This is a genomic window from Micromonospora sp. NPDC002389, from assembly GCF_040296095.1.
Classification (GTDB): Bacteria; Actinomycetota; Actinomycetes; order Mycobacteriales; family Micromonosporaceae; genus Micromonospora.
The window spans coordinates 203,337-218,697 of record NZ_JBEOWP010000011.1; the positions used below are offsets into that span (position 1 = coordinate 203,337).

General features: G+C 71.0%; 14 protein-coding genes. 3 read left to right on the top strand and 11 right to left on the bottom strand.

Translation table 11 applies throughout. The annotated features are described in order from the left end of the window. Nucleotides 1-33: 33 nt before the first annotated feature. The 3 genes from ABT008_RS21800 to ABT008_RS21810 form a co-directional block, all read right to left on the bottom strand. Nucleotides 34-1,701: a monocarboxylic acid transporter gene (locus tag ABT008_RS21800; protein WP_350698108.1), complete on the bottom strand. Its 1,668-nt coding sequence runs from the start codon at nucleotides 1,699-1,701 to the stop codon at nucleotides 34-36. A gap of 5 nt (nucleotides 1,702-1,706) precedes the next feature. Continuing rightward, complete coding sequence (locus ABT008_RS21805) at nucleotides 1,707-2,060, bottom strand: DUF485 domain-containing protein (RefSeq protein WP_502890481.1); 354 nt, start codon at nucleotides 2,058-2,060, stop codon at nucleotides 1,707-1,709. Nucleotides 2,061-2,249: 189 nt separating this feature from the next. Further along, a complete protein-coding gene (locus ABT008_RS21810; RefSeq protein ID WP_350698109.1) occupies nucleotides 2,250-3,017 on the bottom strand; it encodes a flavin reductase family protein in 768 nt (255 codons plus the stop codon). A gap of 529 nt (nucleotides 3,018-3,546) precedes the next feature. Between ABT008_RS21810 and ABT008_RS21815 the strand changes: the two genes are divergently transcribed. The 3 genes from ABT008_RS21815 (at nucleotide 3,547) to ABT008_RS21825 (ending at nucleotide 5,781) form a co-directional block, all read left to right on the top strand. After that, a complete protein-coding gene (locus ABT008_RS21815) occupies nucleotides 3,547-4,347 on the top strand; it encodes a helix-turn-helix domain-containing protein (RefSeq protein WP_350698051.1) in 801 nt (266 codons plus the stop codon). Continuing rightward, nucleotides 4,344-4,550: a DUF397 domain-containing protein gene (locus ABT008_RS21820; RefSeq protein WP_350698052.1), complete on the top strand. Its 207-nt coding sequence runs from the start codon at nucleotides 4,344-4,346 to the stop codon at nucleotides 4,548-4,550. The genes ABT008_RS21815 and ABT008_RS21820 overlap by 4 nt, the downstream gene beginning before the upstream one ends. A 310-nt stretch (nucleotides 4,551-4,860) precedes the next feature. After that, a complete protein-coding gene (locus ABT008_RS21825) occupies nucleotides 4,861-5,781 on the top strand; it encodes an endonuclease domain-containing protein (protein WP_350698053.1) in 921 nt (306 codons plus the stop codon). Here the strand turns inward: ABT008_RS21825 and ABT008_RS21830 are convergent. From ABT008_RS21830 to ABT008_RS21865, 8 genes are all read right to left on the bottom strand, one after another. Then, entirely contained in the window at nucleotides 5,765-7,453 is a 1,689-nt protein-coding gene (locus tag ABT008_RS21830; protein ID WP_350698054.1) for an ABC transporter permease, read from the bottom strand. The two genes, ABT008_RS21825 and ABT008_RS21830, sit on opposite strands and share 17 nt — an antisense overlap. Continuing rightward, complete coding sequence (locus ABT008_RS21835; protein ID WP_350698055.1) at nucleotides 7,438-8,202, bottom strand: ABC transporter ATP-binding protein; 765 nt, start codon at nucleotides 8,200-8,202, stop codon at nucleotides 7,438-7,440. The genes ABT008_RS21830 and ABT008_RS21835 overlap by 16 nt, the downstream gene beginning before the upstream one ends. A 158-nt stretch (nucleotides 8,203-8,360) precedes the next feature. Next, nucleotides 8,361-10,001: a sodium:solute symporter family transporter gene (locus tag ABT008_RS21840; RefSeq protein WP_350698056.1), complete on the bottom strand. Its 1,641-nt coding sequence runs from the start codon at nucleotides 9,999-10,001 to the stop codon at nucleotides 8,361-8,363. Next, nucleotides 10,002-10,403 carry a hypothetical protein gene (locus ABT008_RS21845; RefSeq protein WP_350698110.1) on the bottom strand — a complete coding sequence of 134 codons (402 nt, stop codon included), beginning with the start codon at nucleotides 10,401-10,403 and terminating at the stop codon, nucleotides 10,002-10,004. It lies immediately after the preceding gene. A 208-nt stretch (nucleotides 10,404-10,611) separates the two neighbouring features. Beyond that, nucleotides 10,612-11,391, bottom strand: coding sequence for a LytR/AlgR family response regulator transcription factor (locus ABT008_RS21850; protein ID WP_350698057.1), 780 nt, complete (start codon nucleotides 11,389-11,391; stop codon nucleotides 10,612-10,614). Beyond that, nucleotides 11,388-12,614 carry a sensor histidine kinase gene (locus ABT008_RS21855; RefSeq protein WP_350698058.1) on the bottom strand — a complete coding sequence of 409 codons (1,227 nt, stop codon included), beginning with the start codon at nucleotides 12,612-12,614 and terminating at the stop codon, nucleotides 11,388-11,390. Before ABT008_RS21855 ends, ABT008_RS21850 begins: the two co-directional genes overlap by 4 nt. Nucleotides 12,615-12,653: 39 nt before the next feature. Continuing rightward, nucleotides 12,654-14,165, bottom strand: a complete 1,512-nt coding sequence (locus ABT008_RS21860; RefSeq protein ID WP_350698111.1) for a sugar transferase — start codon at nucleotides 14,163-14,165, stop codon at nucleotides 12,654-12,656. Nucleotides 14,166-14,490: 325 nt separating this feature from the next. Then, a complete protein-coding gene (locus ABT008_RS21865; RefSeq protein ID WP_350698059.1) occupies nucleotides 14,491-15,351 on the bottom strand; it encodes an Fpg/Nei family DNA glycosylase in 861 nt (286 codons plus the stop codon). Between the last annotated feature and the right edge of the window lie 10 nt (nucleotides 15,352-15,361).

Consider the following 15,361-nt stretch of genomic DNA (forward strand, 5'->3'; position numbering starts at 1 on the left):
GTAGTACAGGGGACCCCTACTAACACTCGATCGTCAGTGCGCGCCGGCGCCGGTCAGCGAACGCACCTCCAGCTCGGCGTACTTGTCCTCGTCGCTCTCCTTCGAGATCATCGTGCCGATCCAGCCGCAGAGGAAGCCGAACGGAATCGACAGGATGCCCGGGTTGGACAGCGGGAACCACTGCCAGTCGTGGTCCGGGAACATCGCCGTCGGAGCTCCGGAGACCACCGGCGAGAAGAAGACCAGCAGTACGGCCGCCAGCAGACCGCCGTAGATCGCCCACACTGCGCCCGAGGTGTTGAACCGCTTCCAGAACAGGCTGTAGAGGATCGCCGGCAGGTTGCCGGAGGCGGCGACCGCGAAGGCCAGTGCCACCAGGAACGCCACGTTCAGGTTCTGCGCGAAGATCGACAGGGCGATGGCGGCCGCGCCGATCACCAACGCGGAGATCCGGGCGACGCGTACCTCCTGGCGCTCCGACGTGTTGCCCCGCTTGATGACGTTGGCGTAGAAGTCGTGCGCCAGGCTGGACGACGACGCCAGGGTCAATCCGGCGACCACCGCGAGGATGGTGGCGAAGGCGACCGCCGCGATGATCGCCAGCATCGCCGCACCGCCCAGATCGCCGCCGAAGAAGTCGATCCCGAGCGCCTCGGCGAGCTGTGGCGCGGCGGTGTTGCCGGCCGCGTCCTGCTCCCGGATGGCGTCACCACCCACCAGCGCCGCCGCACCGAAGCCGAGGGCCAGAGTGAGCAGATAGAACGAGCCGATGATGCCGATCGCCCAGAGCACGCTCTTGCGGGCCGCCTTCGCCGTCGGCACGGTGTAGAAGCGGATCAGGATGTGCGGCAGGCCGGCGGTGCCGAGCACCAGGGCGATGCCGAGGGAGAGCAGGTCGACCTTGTTGTAGAAGGTCTGTGTCGCGTTGCCGGCTACCTCGACGCCGTACCGCAGCCCGGGTTCCAGGAACGCGGTGCCCTGGCCGGAACTCGCCGCCGCGTCACCCAGCAGGGAGGACAGGTTGAACTTGTACTTCGCCAGCACCAGCAGGGTCATCAACAGCGCGCCGCCCATCAGCAGGAACGCCTTGACGATCTGCACGTAGGTGGTGCCCTTCATGCCACCCACGGTGACGTAGATGATCATGAGTGCGCCGACCAGGATGATGGTCGCCACCTTGGCGGTGCTGGCGTCCATGCCCAGGAAGGTGGTGCCGGGGCGGATGCCGAGCAGCAGCGCCACCAGAGCGCCCGCACCGACCATCTGGGCCAGCAGATAGAAGATCGACACGGTGATGGTGGAGACCGCCGCCGCGGTACGCACCGGACGCTGCCGCATCCGGAAGGCCAGGACGTCGGCCATCGTGTACCGGCCGGAGTTCCGCAGCAGCTCCGCGACCAGCAGCAGCGCCACCAGCCAGGCCACCAGGAAGCCGATCGAATAGAGGAAGCCGTCGTAGCCGTAGAGGGCGATGATGCCGGCGATGCCCAGGAAGGACGCGGCGGACATGTAGTCGCCGCCGATCGCCATGCCGTTCTGGAAGCCGGAGAACGACCGGCCGCCCGCGTAGAAGTCGGTGGCGGTCTTGGTCTGCCGGCTGGCCCAGATCGTGATGCCCAGGGTGGCGGCCACGAAGGCCAGGAAGAGCACGATGGTCAGGTTCCGGGCCGTCGTGTTGCCCGCCTCGACCGCGAGGATCATCGTGGTCACGACTCACCTCCGGTCAGCTCTTCACGGATCTTGTCGGCCACCGGGTCGATCTTCCGGTCGGCGTACCGGCTGTAGAGCCAGGCGATGAGGAAGGTCGAGACGAACTGGAGCAGGCCGAAGACCAGCGCAATGTTGATGTTGCTGCCGAACAGGCGCGTGCCCATGAAGTCTCGCGCGTACGCCGAGAGGATCACGTAGAGCGAGTACCACAGGAAGAACGCGATGGTCATCGGGAAGACGAATCCGCGCAGCGCGCGGCGCAGTCCGGCGAATTCGTCCGACCGTTGGACCGCGAGGTACCGCTGCGGCGTCGAATCGGTCGGCGCGGTCGCGGGTGTGTCCGTGGACATCTTGTGGATCACCACCTTCACAGGCGTCAGGAGTTTCGCGCACGGTAAGAAGCGCACTCCCCGCCGGAAAAGGCTGAGATCGGTGCCGGTCGACGGCTGCGCCGAACGGCAGCATCGCTGCGCCGAGTGACCCAGCTCACTCCGTTGAGCGGTAGGTGAGATCCGTCCAGGTTCGTCCGCCGGTTGCGGTCAGCCCAGTTCGCGGTAGCGACCCCGGTGGTGCAGCAGCGGCGCGATGTCGTCGCCGAGCTCCACCTGCTCGACCGTCGCCTCGACGAGCAGGCTCCAGCCGTACTCCCTTGCGCTGTCGAGCCGGCACCCCGCCCACCCGCCGGCGTCGGCGGGCACCAGCCCGTAGGGCGTCTCGGTCCAGTCGCCGGTGGCGAACAGGCCACCCGGCGACGGGAACAGGCCGGCGAACCGGTCGGCGAGCTGCCGGTGCGGCGGGCCGAGCGGCGCGACCGCGAACCGACCGGCCTCCTCGACCGCCGCCCACAGGTCGGACTCGGCGTCGATCAGGCCGAGCAGTCGGTCCGGCTCGCCCTCGGCCACCAGCGTGGAGGAGACGGTCAGCCCGGCCGGCCCGGGTGCGGTCCAGAGCGTCACCGGTGCGGCCAATCGACCCCGGAAACGGCGTACGGGCGAACGGTCGCCCGCCGGCACGGCGAACGGATCGGTGTGGTGGATCTGGGCACCCGGCTGATGATTCACGTGAAACATTGTGACCCGCCCGGCCGGTTCACGGGCCCTTGCCCAGGTCAGGAACCGGTCGTGCAGGTCGGTGTGGTGAAGCTGCCCGTTGAGCTGGCTGAGCTGGGCGTGGGCTTCCGTCATCAGCAGTCCGAGATACACCAGGAGCGCGGTCCGATCCTCGCGGTACTCGACCAGCAGCGAGAGGCGGGCGGGCTGGCAGGGCCAGTGCGCCCCGCACGCTCGACAGCGCCAGAGCGGGCGCATCGGCAGGTGCGGCACGAGGCGGCTCACGGTCGACCCGACCGTCCGTGCCGGGCTGGCCTCTCCGGCGCGGCAGGGGACCGGGTCACCAGCGGCCCCCGTTCGCCCGCCATCTCTGCGCGGGAGTGAGCCAGCCGGCTCGGCCGGGTCGGGGCTCGGCGATCGTCGGCCAGGAAGCCCAGCTCGGAGGCTGAATCGCCGGACGTTCGGGTGCCGGAGGGTTGGCGTGCGGCCGTGGCTCGGGTCGCGGTCGGCTGGCACCCGGGTGTGCCTCGGGTGTCGAGCGGCGGTACGCCCGCAGCACGGCGTTCCGGCACCTGCGGAACACGTGGTACATCAGGTGGCCTCCTTCGGTGAGGGGGTCGCCCCGGCCGGGGGAATGACCGGGGCGACCCGACGCAGGACCGGCCGCCGGGTCGTCGCCTCCACCGGCCGGGCCGCGCGATTCCACCCTGGACTCCGCGCTCGTTGCAGGGGAGGATGCCAGCGGTTACTACTCGGCGCGTTCGCGTACTTACCGGATGGGTGAGTGATGAACTTCGAGATGTGGATCAGGGCGTTGAAGGCCGCCCGTGCCGCCGCCGGCGTCTCCCAGGAGGGTCTTGCCACTCTGATCAAGTGGAGCCCGTCGCTGATCGCCGCCATCGAGACCGGCCGCCGCCGACCGACGATGGAATTCGCCGTGGCCTCCGACGAGGTGCTGCAAACCGATGGCCTACTCGCCGAACTCCTCAAGGAGGCCGACCGGGAACGCGGTCCCTCCTGGTTCGCGGCATGGCGCGGCTACGAGCAGGAGGCGACCAGGCTGCGCGCATTCGAGCCCTGTCTGGTGCCGGGCCTGCTCCAGACCGAGGAGTACGCCCGAGCCGTCATCTCGGCCGGCGGACTACAGCCACCAGCGATGGTGGACGAGTTGGTGGCCGTCCGAATGGAACGACAGCAGGTGTTGCGCGAGCAACTGCTGCGGCAGGAAGACCCACCGCAGTGCGTGTTCCTGCTCGACGAGACGGCGGTGCGGCGGCCGGTCGGTGGCCCGGCAGTGCTCGACGTGCAGCTCGGCCGGCTGTTGGAGGAGGTGCAACTGCCGCACGTTCGGTTGCACATCATCGCGAACAGCGTCGGTGCGCACGTTGGGTTTGGTGGCGGATTCGTGCTGGTTGAGCTAGCCGACGGTGAGCAGGCGATCTACCTGGAAAATGCCGCTCGCGGGCACGTGGTCAACGACCCCGAGACGGTCCGTCTGATGGACCGGAAGTGGGATAGCCTGCTCGGCGAAGCACTGTCCACGAGCACCTCGCTGGACCTGATCCGAAAGCTGAAGGTCACGCCATGAACGCTGCTGGACCTCGCTGGCGCACGTCAACTCGCTCGACCGACTCCGGCGGCAACTGCGTCGAGGTGGCGGACAACCTGCCCGGGGTGGTGCTGGTGCGGGACAGCAAGGATCGTTCCGGCCCGTCGCTCACCTTCGCGCCGACCGCCTGGCGGACCTTCCTCGACCTCGCCCGAGAAGCATCGACCCCCGCTGCCTGCTGACCGACCCCCTGCCGGGGGTCTGCGGCACACCCGGCGGACCGGTCGCGCGCGGTGTGCGACCCACTCGGAAAGATCACGCTCGATCCAGGGATCGAGTGGTCTCGTCATTGCGCGGTAACCACTCGATCCCTGCATCGAGCACGATCTTGCGGGCCGCCCGTGATCATGCGGGCCGCCCGTGATCATGCGCCGTCCCGTGATCGTGCGGGCCGCCCGTGATCGTGCGGGGCCGCCGACAGGCGGCGGCACGGGTGGCCGCGTTATCCACAGGGGCAGCGCGCGGGGTGTGGTGACTGCAATCGTCGATGGCATGTCCAGATCGCCTCGTCGGCCTCCGCAGTTGCGGGGGCGCGTCTTCCGTGGGTCTCACGCGGTCACAAGTGGCCTGCTCACCCGCAACGATCTCCGCAGTTCCGCCTGGCGTCCGCTCTTTCGGGACGTGTACGCCGACGCCCAACTGCCCGTCACCCACCGGACCAGGTGCACCGCTGCCGGCCGGTGGCTGATCCCGTCGGCCGGGGCGATCGCCGGTCGATCCGCTGCGGCACTCTTTGGGTGCGCCCAGGTCGCCCCCGACGAGCCGGTGGACGTCGTCGTCCCGCGTGACGTACGCGTCGGTGTCATCGCTGGTCTGCGCATCCATCGCGGGCCCATCGACCCGGGGGACGTCCTCGATCGCGCGGGCACGGCTGTCACGTCCCCCGTGCGTACCTGCTGGGACCTGGCACTCTGGCTCGACCTGGTGGAGGCGGTGGTGGTCATCGACGCGCTGTTGGCACGCAGACTCACCGACGTGTCCGCGCTACGCGGGTACGCGCTCGCGAGGGCGGGTCGCCGTGGCTGGCGGGCGATGCTCCGGGCGGTCGACCTCGCGGACGCTGGCGCCGAGTCGCCCCAGGAATCACGGACTCGGGTGCGGCTGGTGCTGGCCGGGCTGCCCCGGCCTCGTACCCAGTGGGTCGTGTCGGACCAGGGCCGTTTCGTCGCTCGTCTCGATCTTGCCTGGCCGGACTATCGGGTGGCGGTGGAGTACGACGGGCTCTGGCACGCCGACCCGGAGCAGTTCCACTCGGACCGCAGGCGGCTCAACCGACTGGTCGGCCGCGACTGGATCATCCTGCACGTCACCGCGAAGCGCCTCCGTGAGGACTTCGCGGGCTTCGTCGCCGAGGTCCAGGCCGCCCTTCGCTCCCGGGGGCACGTCCCACCGTCGTTCAGCGGCGCGGGGTGACCGTGGCCAGCAGTTCGGGCTGGCGGCGGTCCAGGGTGTCGCCGGCCAGGTACGCGCCGAGCAGCGCAGCACCCACGCCGTACGCCACTCCGAGCGGCAGGCCCAGCCAGAGCCAGGTGTCGCCGAGCAGCGCGGCGGCCACCACCATCGGTACGCCGAGCACGGCGGTGACGACCATCGACAGCAGCGTCAGCAGACTCTTGACCACACTGGCGCCGCTGTTCATCGCGAACGGGTTGCTCGTCTCCGGCAGCGAGTACGCGCCGAGCACCGAGATGAACGAGTTGACGGCCAGCCCGACGCCGTACGTGGCGACCAGTGCGCCCGCCATGAACCCGATCCACGCCGGCTCACCGAGGACCAGGGCGATCACCACCGCGACCACGGCCAGCATCGGCAGCACATAGAGCGAGAAAGCGGTCATCCGGGCGAGCAGTTCCTGCCGACCGGGTACGCCGGCCACCACGTTGGCGGCGTACGCGCTGCCGTCGAACCCGAACTGGTTGGCCAGGGTGACCGCGGCGAGCAGCCCGACGAAGAGCATGGAGACGCTGACCAGCACCGGTGACGAGTCGCCGACGCTGAAGCCCTGATCACTGTCGAAGGCGAAGCTCTGCGCGCCGAAGTTGACCATGACCGGCACGAAGAGACCGACCACCGCGATGGTGATCAGGTTGGCCCGCCTCCGGGCGTCCCGCCACCAGTAGCGGGCCTCCCGGGCGACCAACGCGCCGAACTGGTCCCGGCGCAGCCAGCCGGCCACGCGGGGGAACAACTGGGCGACAGCGCCGCCGGTCGGTCCCGCCTGGACCCGGCCCGGTCCGCTGTTCGCCGCACCCACCATCGCCGACTCCAGCGACCGCGACCACCACGCCAGCAGCGCGAGGATGGTGAGCACGGCGATCGCCAGCTTCAGCGGGGCGGCCCATACCCGGCCCTGGGCCAGGTCGATGCCGGCCGTGAACGGTGCGCCCAGCGGGGTCCAGCCGAGCACGGTTGCCACCGGGACGAACCGGTCCCAGTCGACCTCGCCGAGCGCGGCCACCCCCGCGATCTGCAGCGGCCCCAGCATCGCGGCCAACACCGCCAGCAGGACGGCGGCCAGGTCACGGACCCGCCGGGAGCGGAGCATGGTGGCGAACGCGCTGGTCACCGCCCGTGCGCCGGCGACGCAGACGAGCAGCCCCAGGACGACCCCGATCGCGGCCACCACGGCGGCGGACCAGCCGCCGAAGACACCGGCGGTGACGACCAGGCCGGAGAACGCCACCAGGGTGGCGATCGCCGGTACGCTCACCAGCGCCGCCGCGAAAAGCCCCTTGACCAGGGTGCGGCGGGGCAGCGGTAGCAGCGCGAAGCGGGCCGGGTCGAGCGTCTCGTCGACGCCGAAGAAGACCAGCGGCAGCAGCAGCCAACCGAGCACGGTGAGGCTGCCGGCGAGCGCGGCGATCAGCAGGGCGTACTTGCCCTCGCCGGCCAGTCCGGGGGCGGCCATGCCGAAGAAGGCGCCCACCGCGATCCAGAGTCCGAACAGCGACCCGATCAGGAACAGCGCGACCCGCCAGCTCTGCCCACGGAAGTTGTTGAGCATCACCCGCAGCTTGAGCCGGACGAAGTGCCGGGCCGAGACGGCCCGTACCGGCTTGGCCGGGGCGGTCACTGAGACAGCCACGCCAGCTCCTCACCGGTGGCGGTACGCCCGCCGACTACCTCGACGAAGACCTCCTCCAACGAGCGCTCGCCGCGTACCTGCTCCAGCGTGCCGACCCGCTTGATGGTGCCCTCGGCGAGGATCGCCACGTGGGTGCAGAGCCGCTGCACGACCTCCATCACGTGACTGGAGAAGACCACCGTGCCGCCGCCGGTCACGTACCGCTGCAGGATGTCGCGGATCAACGCGGCCGAGACCGGGTCGACCGCCTCGAACGGCTCGTCCAGCACCAGCAGTCGCGGCCCGTGCAGCAGCGCGCAGGCCAGGCCGATTTTCTTCTTCATACCCGCCGAGTAGTCCACCACCAGGGTGCGGCCGGCGTCGGCCAGGGCGAGCACGTCGAGCAGTTCACCGGCGCGCTGGTCGACCACCGCCGGGTCCATGCCGCGCAGCAGACCGTGGTACGCCAGCAGCTCGGACCCGCTGAGCCGGTCGAAGAGGCGTACGCCGTCCGGCATCACGCCGAGCAGCCGCTTCGCGGTGACCGGATCGGCCCACACGTCGTGCCCGAGCACCTGGGCGCCGCCCGCGTCGGGTCGCAGCAGCCCGACCGCCATCGACAGCGTGGTGGTCTTGCCCGCGCCGTTCGGGCCGAGCAGGCCGTAGAACGAGCCGGCGGGCACGTCCAGATCCACGCCGGCTACCGCGATCTTGCTGTCGAACCTCTTCGCCAGGCCGCGCAGCGCCAGCGCCGGGTGCTCACCAGTCATGAGCCCGACCGTATCCGGTCCTGACCAGTGCACCGACCGACCGGAGGACGATTCGCGGCTCATCCGCGAGTCGGACGTCGCGCTCGCTGCCCCTGCAAGCCGACGGACGTTAGCAGGGGACCCTTCCTATACCGCAGGCGTTAACAGGGGGCCCTTCCTTACCGCCGGAGGGCGTCGGGGGCGTGCAGGCGCAGCATGGTGCGGGCGATGTCGGTCGGTGCGCGGCGGCGGGTGGCGAGCGAGACCGCGACCATCACGGTGAAGGCCAGCGGCACCGTCCAGGCGGCCGGCTGGGCGGTCAGGGTGGCGGGCCAGCCGGACAGCGGTGGGCCGAGCACGGTGACCAGCACCGCCGACACCGCCGCGCCGCCACCGACCAGGATGCCGGCGGCGGCACCCGCGTCGGTGAGCCCACGCCACCAGATGCCGAGCACCAGCAGCGGGCAGAAGCTGGACGCGGCGACGGCGAACGCCAGCCCGACCACCTGCGAGACGTCCAGCCCGGAGACGTTCAACGCGAGCACCGTCGGTACTCCGCCCGCAAGCACGGTGGCCAGCCGGAAGCCGCGTACCGAGCCACGGCCGAGCACGTCCGTGGAGATCACCCCGGCGACGCTGGTGAGCAGGCCGGACGAGGTGGACAGGAAGGCCGCGAAGGCACCGGCGGCGACCAGGGCGGCCAGCAGTCGGCCGGTGGTCCCGGCGCCGAGCGCGGCTTCGGGCAGCAGCACCACCACCGCGTCGGTCTGCCCGCTGACCAGCAGTTGCGGGGTGTAGATCCGGCCGAGTACGCCGTAGATCGTGGGTAACAGGTAGAAGACCCCGACCAGCGCCAGCACCACGAGCGTGGTCCGGCGGGCGGCCGCGCCGTCCGGATTCGTATAGAAGCGTACGAGGACGTGCGGGAGCCCCATGGTGCCCAGGAAGGTCGCCAGGATCAGCGAGTACGTGGCGAACAGTCCCCGGTCGTCGTCGGCCGCGGTGCTGGGCAGCAACCACTCGGCGGACCCGGTCGCCACCCCGGAGACCTCCGGCACCGGCTCACCGGCCGCGAAGGTCAACTCGTCGCCGGGGCGTACCTCCCGGGTCTCGCCGTCGGGCAGCGTGAGCACCGCGCGATGCTCGACCACGACGGTGGTCGCGGTCCGGAACGTCGGCCCGTCGGGCGGGGTCACCGGCGGACGCCCGTCGGCCTGCCACTGAAGGGCGAGGAAGATCGCGGGTACGGCGAGCGCGGTCAGCTTGAGCCAGTACTGGAACGCCTGCACGAAGGTGACCGCGCGCATCCCGCCGAGCGCCACGTTGGCGGTCACCACCGCGGCCACCAGCAGGGCACCCACCGGGTACGGCGAGCCGGCCAGCGTGGCCAGCGTCAACCCGGCACCCTGCAACTGCGGGACCAGGTAGAGCCACCCGATGAAGATCACGAAGATGGTGGCGAGCGTCCGCAACCGGCGGGAACCGAGCCGCATCTCGCAGAAGTCGGGCAGGGTGAACGCCCCGGAACGGCGCAACGGTGCGGCCACGAACAGCAGAAGGGCCAGGTAGCCGGCGGCGAAGCCGACCGGATACCAGAGCACGTCGACGCCGTACTTGAGGACCAGCCCGGCCACGCCGAGGAAGCTCGCCGCCGACAGGTACTCCCCGCCGATTGCGGCGGCGTTCCAGGTCGGGCTGACCACCCGCGAGGCGACCAGGAAGTCGGAGGTGGTGCGGGCCAGCCGCAGCCCGTAGAACCCGATCCCCAGAGTGATCAGGGTGACCGCCACGATCGCGGGTACGACGAGGTCGTTGCCCATTCAGCGCTCCGGCCGCCGGACCAGGTCGGTGAAGTCCTGCTCGTTGCGCTCGGCCAGCCGCACGTACGTCCACCCGACCGCCACCAGGAACGGGAAGGAGAGCGCGCCGAGCAGCAGCCACGGCAGGTTGACGCCGAGCACGGTCATCCGCCCGACCGATGGCGCGATGGCGAACAGCAACGGCAGGCCGCCCAGCCCGACCAGCACCACCGCCGACAGTTGCAACGCCAGCGCCAACTGGGCGCGTACCAGCCCCCGGACCAGGGCCTCACCGACCCGGGTCTGCTGGGTGAGCTCGGTGTGCGTACCGGCGGCGGGACGCTGCCGCTGCGACACCTCGGCCAGCACCACCCGGGTACGCGTGGGCACCTGAGGTGCGGCGGGCCCGCCCTGCGGCGGTATCGGGCCACCCTGCGGCGGCACCGGTCCGGCGTCGGCGTGGCGGGGCTGCGCCCCGGGCCGTGCCGCCGCCCCGGGCGCCGGGACGGGATCGTCGGCAGCGGCCACCCCGGCAGTCTTGTCCGCCGGACGGGAATGTCAAGAGGGCTGTGCACAACCTGTGGACAACCGGTGCAGCCTGTGGATAACCCGGTGGACGGCGGTCACACCGTCAGCGGCTCCACTCCTGCTTCGCGGCGCGGACCAGCTTGTCCTTGAGTTCCCGGATGTGCCGCCGGCTCACCGACAGCTCCGTGCCGTCGACCACCACCACGTACCCGGAGTTGACCAGCCGCAGCTCGGCGATCAGCCGGAGCTGCACCAGGTACGACCGGTGGATCCGGACGAAACCGGCGTCGGCCCAGCGTTCGGCGAGCGTCGCCAGCGACACCCGGACCAGGTGGGCGCCGTCGACGGTGTGCAGCCGGGCGTAGTCGCCCTGCGCCTCCACCCACCGCACCGCCGAACGGGGCAGCATCCGGGTGCTGCCGGCCAACTCGACCGGAATGGTCGGATCCTCCTCGGCCCGGGCCAGCGCGGCCGGATGGGAGGGCACCACCCGCGAGCCGACCACCCGGCGCAACGCCTCGGACAATCGCTCGGACCGGACCGGCTTGCGGACGTAGTCGGTGGCGCCGAGGTCGAAGGCGTCGGCCGCGCCGTCGTCGTACGCGGTGACGAAGACGATCGCCGGTGGCCGGGCGAAGCGGCGCAGCACCCGGGCCAGCTCCATGCCGTCCAGGCCGGGCATCCGGATGTCCAGGAAGACCACGTCGATGTCGCCGTCGCGGAGCACCCGCAGCGCCTCGGTGGCGTCGCCGGCCGTGTGCAGCCGGGCCACCCGGGGGTCGGCGCGCAGGTGGTACGCCAACTCGTCGAGCGCGGGCGGTTCGTCGTCCACGGCCAGGACGCGCAGGAAACCGGGGGCGGCCGGGCCGCCGTTGCCGGTCACGAGCCCGCCCGTACGCCGGGATGGAACTTCGGCACCCGCATGCTCACCTTCGTTCCCGAGCCCAGGCCCGTCTCCACGACCAGGCCGAAGCCGTCACCGAAGACCGACCGGAGCCGTTCGTCGACGTTCGAGAGCCCGACGTGCTGGCCCGGGTCGTCGCCGGGGTCGCCGGTGGCGCCGGCCAGCTCGGCGATCCCGGCGGTCAACGTGGCCGGATCCATCCCCACTCCGTCGTCCTCCACCGTGATGTGGCACTCGGCTCCCGCGTCCCGGGCCTCGATGCTCACCATGCCCGTGCCGGGCTTTCGCGACAAGCCGTGCCGGACCGCGTTCTCCACCAGTGGTTGCAGGCACAGGAACGGCAGGGTCACCGGCAGCACCTCGGGAGCGATCTGGAGCCGGACCTGGAGCCGGTCGCCGAACCTGGCCCGCTCGATGGTCAGGTAGCGGTCGATCGACCGCAGCTCCTCGGCCAGCGTGGTGAACTCCCCGTGCGCGCGGAAGGAGTAGCGGGTGAACTCGGCGAACTCCAGGATCAGCTCCCGCGCCCGCTCCGGGTCGGTGCGGACGAACGAGCCGATCGCGGTCAGCGCGTTGTAGATGAAGTGCGGGCTGATCTGCGCCCGCAGTGCGCGTACCTCGGCACGGGCCAGCCGCTCCCGGGACGAGTCCAGCTCGGCCAGGGCGAGCTGGCTGCCCGCCCAGTGCGCGGTCTCCAGGGTGGCCTGCACCAGACCGGGCGCGGGAACGCCGTCGGTGACGGCGACCAGGGCACCGGCTATCCGGCCCTCCGCGCCGGCAAGCGGGGCCACCACCGCACCCCGCACCGGGCAGTCCACGCGGTCGCAGAACAGCTCCGCCTCGCCGAGCACCGTCGAGCGCTCCGACGCCACCACCCGCTGGGCCGCCGCGCGCAGCTGGTCACCGTGGTGTGCGCCCCGCCCGTCCAGCGCGAGCAGGTCGTCGGTGTCGGTCAGCGCCAGCCCCTCGGCACCGACCAGGGTGCGCAGGTGACGGGCGGCCTTCGCCGCGCCGGCCGGGTTCAGCCCGGCACGCAGCGGTTCGGCGGCCAGCCCGGCGGTGTGCAGCACCTCGTAGGTGGCCCGCTGGCCGGGGGTGGCGATGCCACGGCGACCACGCAGCCGACCGACGGCGTACAGGGCCCCGGCCAGCACGGCGACCAGGGCGATGACGCCGACGACGGCGGAGAGGTTGCCACCCACGCCGACGATCCTGGTCGTTTCCGGCCGCCGGGCCAAGAGTCAGTACGCGCCCTTGCGGGCCAGCACGACGCCCACCGTGCGCCACAGGATGCTCAGGTCGTACGCCAGCGACCAGTTGTCGACGTAGTAGAGGTCCAGTCGGACGGCCTCGTCCCAGGACAGGTCCGAGCGGCCGGATACCTGCCACAGGCCGGTCATACCGGGACGGACCAGCAGTCGACGTCGTACGTCGCCCAGGAAGTCACCGTCGTCGGCGGGCAGCGGGCGCGGCCCGACCAGCGACATCTCACCCTTGAGCACGTTGATCAACTGGGGTAGTTCGTCCAGCGACGAGGCCCGCAGGAAGCGGCCCACCGGGAAGACCCGGGGATCCTGCTTCATCTTGAACAGCATGCCGTCGGTCTCGTTCTGGTCGGTCAGGCTGGCCAGCCGGTCCTCCGCGTCGACGTACATGGTGCGGAACTTCCACACCCGGAACGTACGTCCCTCGTGCCCCACCCGGGGCTGGCGGAAGAAGACCGGACCCGGGTCGGAGATCCGGATCGCGACGGCGACGGCGATGAAGACCGGCACCAGCATCAGCAGGCCGAGACCGGCGCCGACCCGGTCCATCATGCTCTTGGCCAGCAGCGCCGGCCCGGACAGGGTCGGTTCCTCGACGTGCAGCAGCGGCAGGCCCTCGATCGGGCGGATGTGCACCCGGGGGCCGGCGATGTCGGTCAACTGCGGGGCCACCACCAGGTCGACCCCGGAGCCCTCCAACTGCCAGGCCAGCCGGCGCAACTCGCCCGGCTCCGAGCTGGCCGAGCCGCAGACCGCGATGGTGTCGCCACCGACCTCGCGGACCAGCGCCAGTACGTCGCGGCCGGCGTACACCGGGACGGGGGTCTGCACGCCCCGGGCTGCCGCGTACCCGTCGGTGATGTGGATGGCGACCGGGACCAGCCCGGCGGACGGGTTGCGGGTGACCGCCGTGTAGACCTCCAGGCAGTCCGGCAGCGTGCCGACCAGCACCATCCGGTGCGCCGCCTGCTGGATGTTGCGCCGGACCACGTGCAGCACGAAACGGGCCAGGATCCGGCCCAGCAGGATCAGCAGCAGGGCCATCAGCAGGGCGGTGCCGACGGTGAACCGGGACAGGTCGGTCTTGGTGGCGAAGGCGAGGAACGACACCGTGGCGCAGGCCGCGACTCCCGCGCGGATCACCCGCTTGAACTCGTCCGGCCCGAGCCCGAGACAGCGCCGATCGTAGGCGCCGTTGAACCACAGGACCACCAGCCAACCCAACGGCAACAGCAGGAAGGCCACGGTGAAGAACCAGGTCGGGTCGTTCTGCGCGTCGTAGAAACCGGCGGTGGCCTGGTCGAAGCTGTGGATCGCGGTGTAGCTGGAGAAGGCGACGGCGGCGAAGTCGAGCAGCAGCAGGATCGCTGTGTACGGACGGTGCCAGCGGGAGACGCGTCGCCGCGCCCGCGCCCACACCGATCGCGGTACGCCGCTGGTGGAGGGTGGGGTCGGCGGCTGGATCTCGAAGCTGTCGACGTGCCGCACGAATCTGCTCCGGCCTTCGTTGGTCACCGGGCGCTGGAGGCTAGTCGTCACCTCACCATGTCCTCCCGCATGACACGCGCCGCTCACTCGCTGTGAGGGCTCGCGTCGCCCACCGTTCCAGCTTCCCACGCGGGTCCGCGCCCGTCGGTGACCCGGAGGACATTGCGCGACAGACTCGTGTTCGCCTGGGATCTGGCCGACTTCGCGCCGTCCGGAAGCCGGGGACCGGGCCACTATACCGATGGATTGTGGCCCGGGTAGAGCGTCCGAGCGGCGGTTCGGCACCCACGTCCGATTCCGCTCCGTAGTCGATGAGCAACGTCACTCACCGTACAAGTCGAGACAACCGTCGGTCAGCCAGCGGCCTGCCGCCGGTCTGGCAGGTGGGGCAGTACTGGAGGCTCGAATCGGCGAACGAGACCTCCCGGACGGTGTCCCCGCAGACCGGACAGGGCAGCCCGGTGCGGGCGTGCACCTTCAGCCCGGACCGCTTCTCGCCCTTGAGTTCCGCGGCGCGCTGCCCCAGCGAGCGGGTCACCGCGTCGCCGAGCACCCGGCGGGTCGCCGCGTGCAGCGTCGCCATCTGGTCGTCGCTGAGCTTGTCGGTCAGCGCGAACGGCGACAGCTTCGCGGCGTGCAGGATCTCGTCCGAGTACGCGTTACCCACCCCGGCCAGGACGGACTGGTCGGTGAGTATCCCCTTGACCTGCCCCCGGCGGCTGCGCAGCGCCTCGGCGAAGGTGCCCAGGTCGGCGGCGATCGCGTCCGGCCCGAGCTTGGCCACCCCGGGCACCTCCTGCGGGTCGGTGACCAGATAGGCGGCGAGCTTCTTCTGCGTACCGGCCTCGGTCAGGTCGAAGCCGGAGCCGTCGTCGAGGCGTACGCGGAGGGCGATCGGCCCCTTTCCGGGACGGAGCGGGACGGTCGAGGCGAACGCCTCCCGGTAGTGCAGCCAACCCGCGCGGGCCAGGTGGACCACCAGGTGCAGGGCGCCGTCGAAGACGACGTCGAGGAACTTGCCGTGCCGCCGGGCGTCGGTCACGGTCCGGCCGACGACCGCGCTCGGCGCCGGGTCGTACGTCTTGAGGGCGCTGATCGCGGCGACCTCCAGCCGGTCGACACGCCGGCCCACCGCGCGCTGCCGCAGGTAGCCTGCGAGCGCCTCCACCTCCGGTAGTTCGGGCACAGGTCAACGG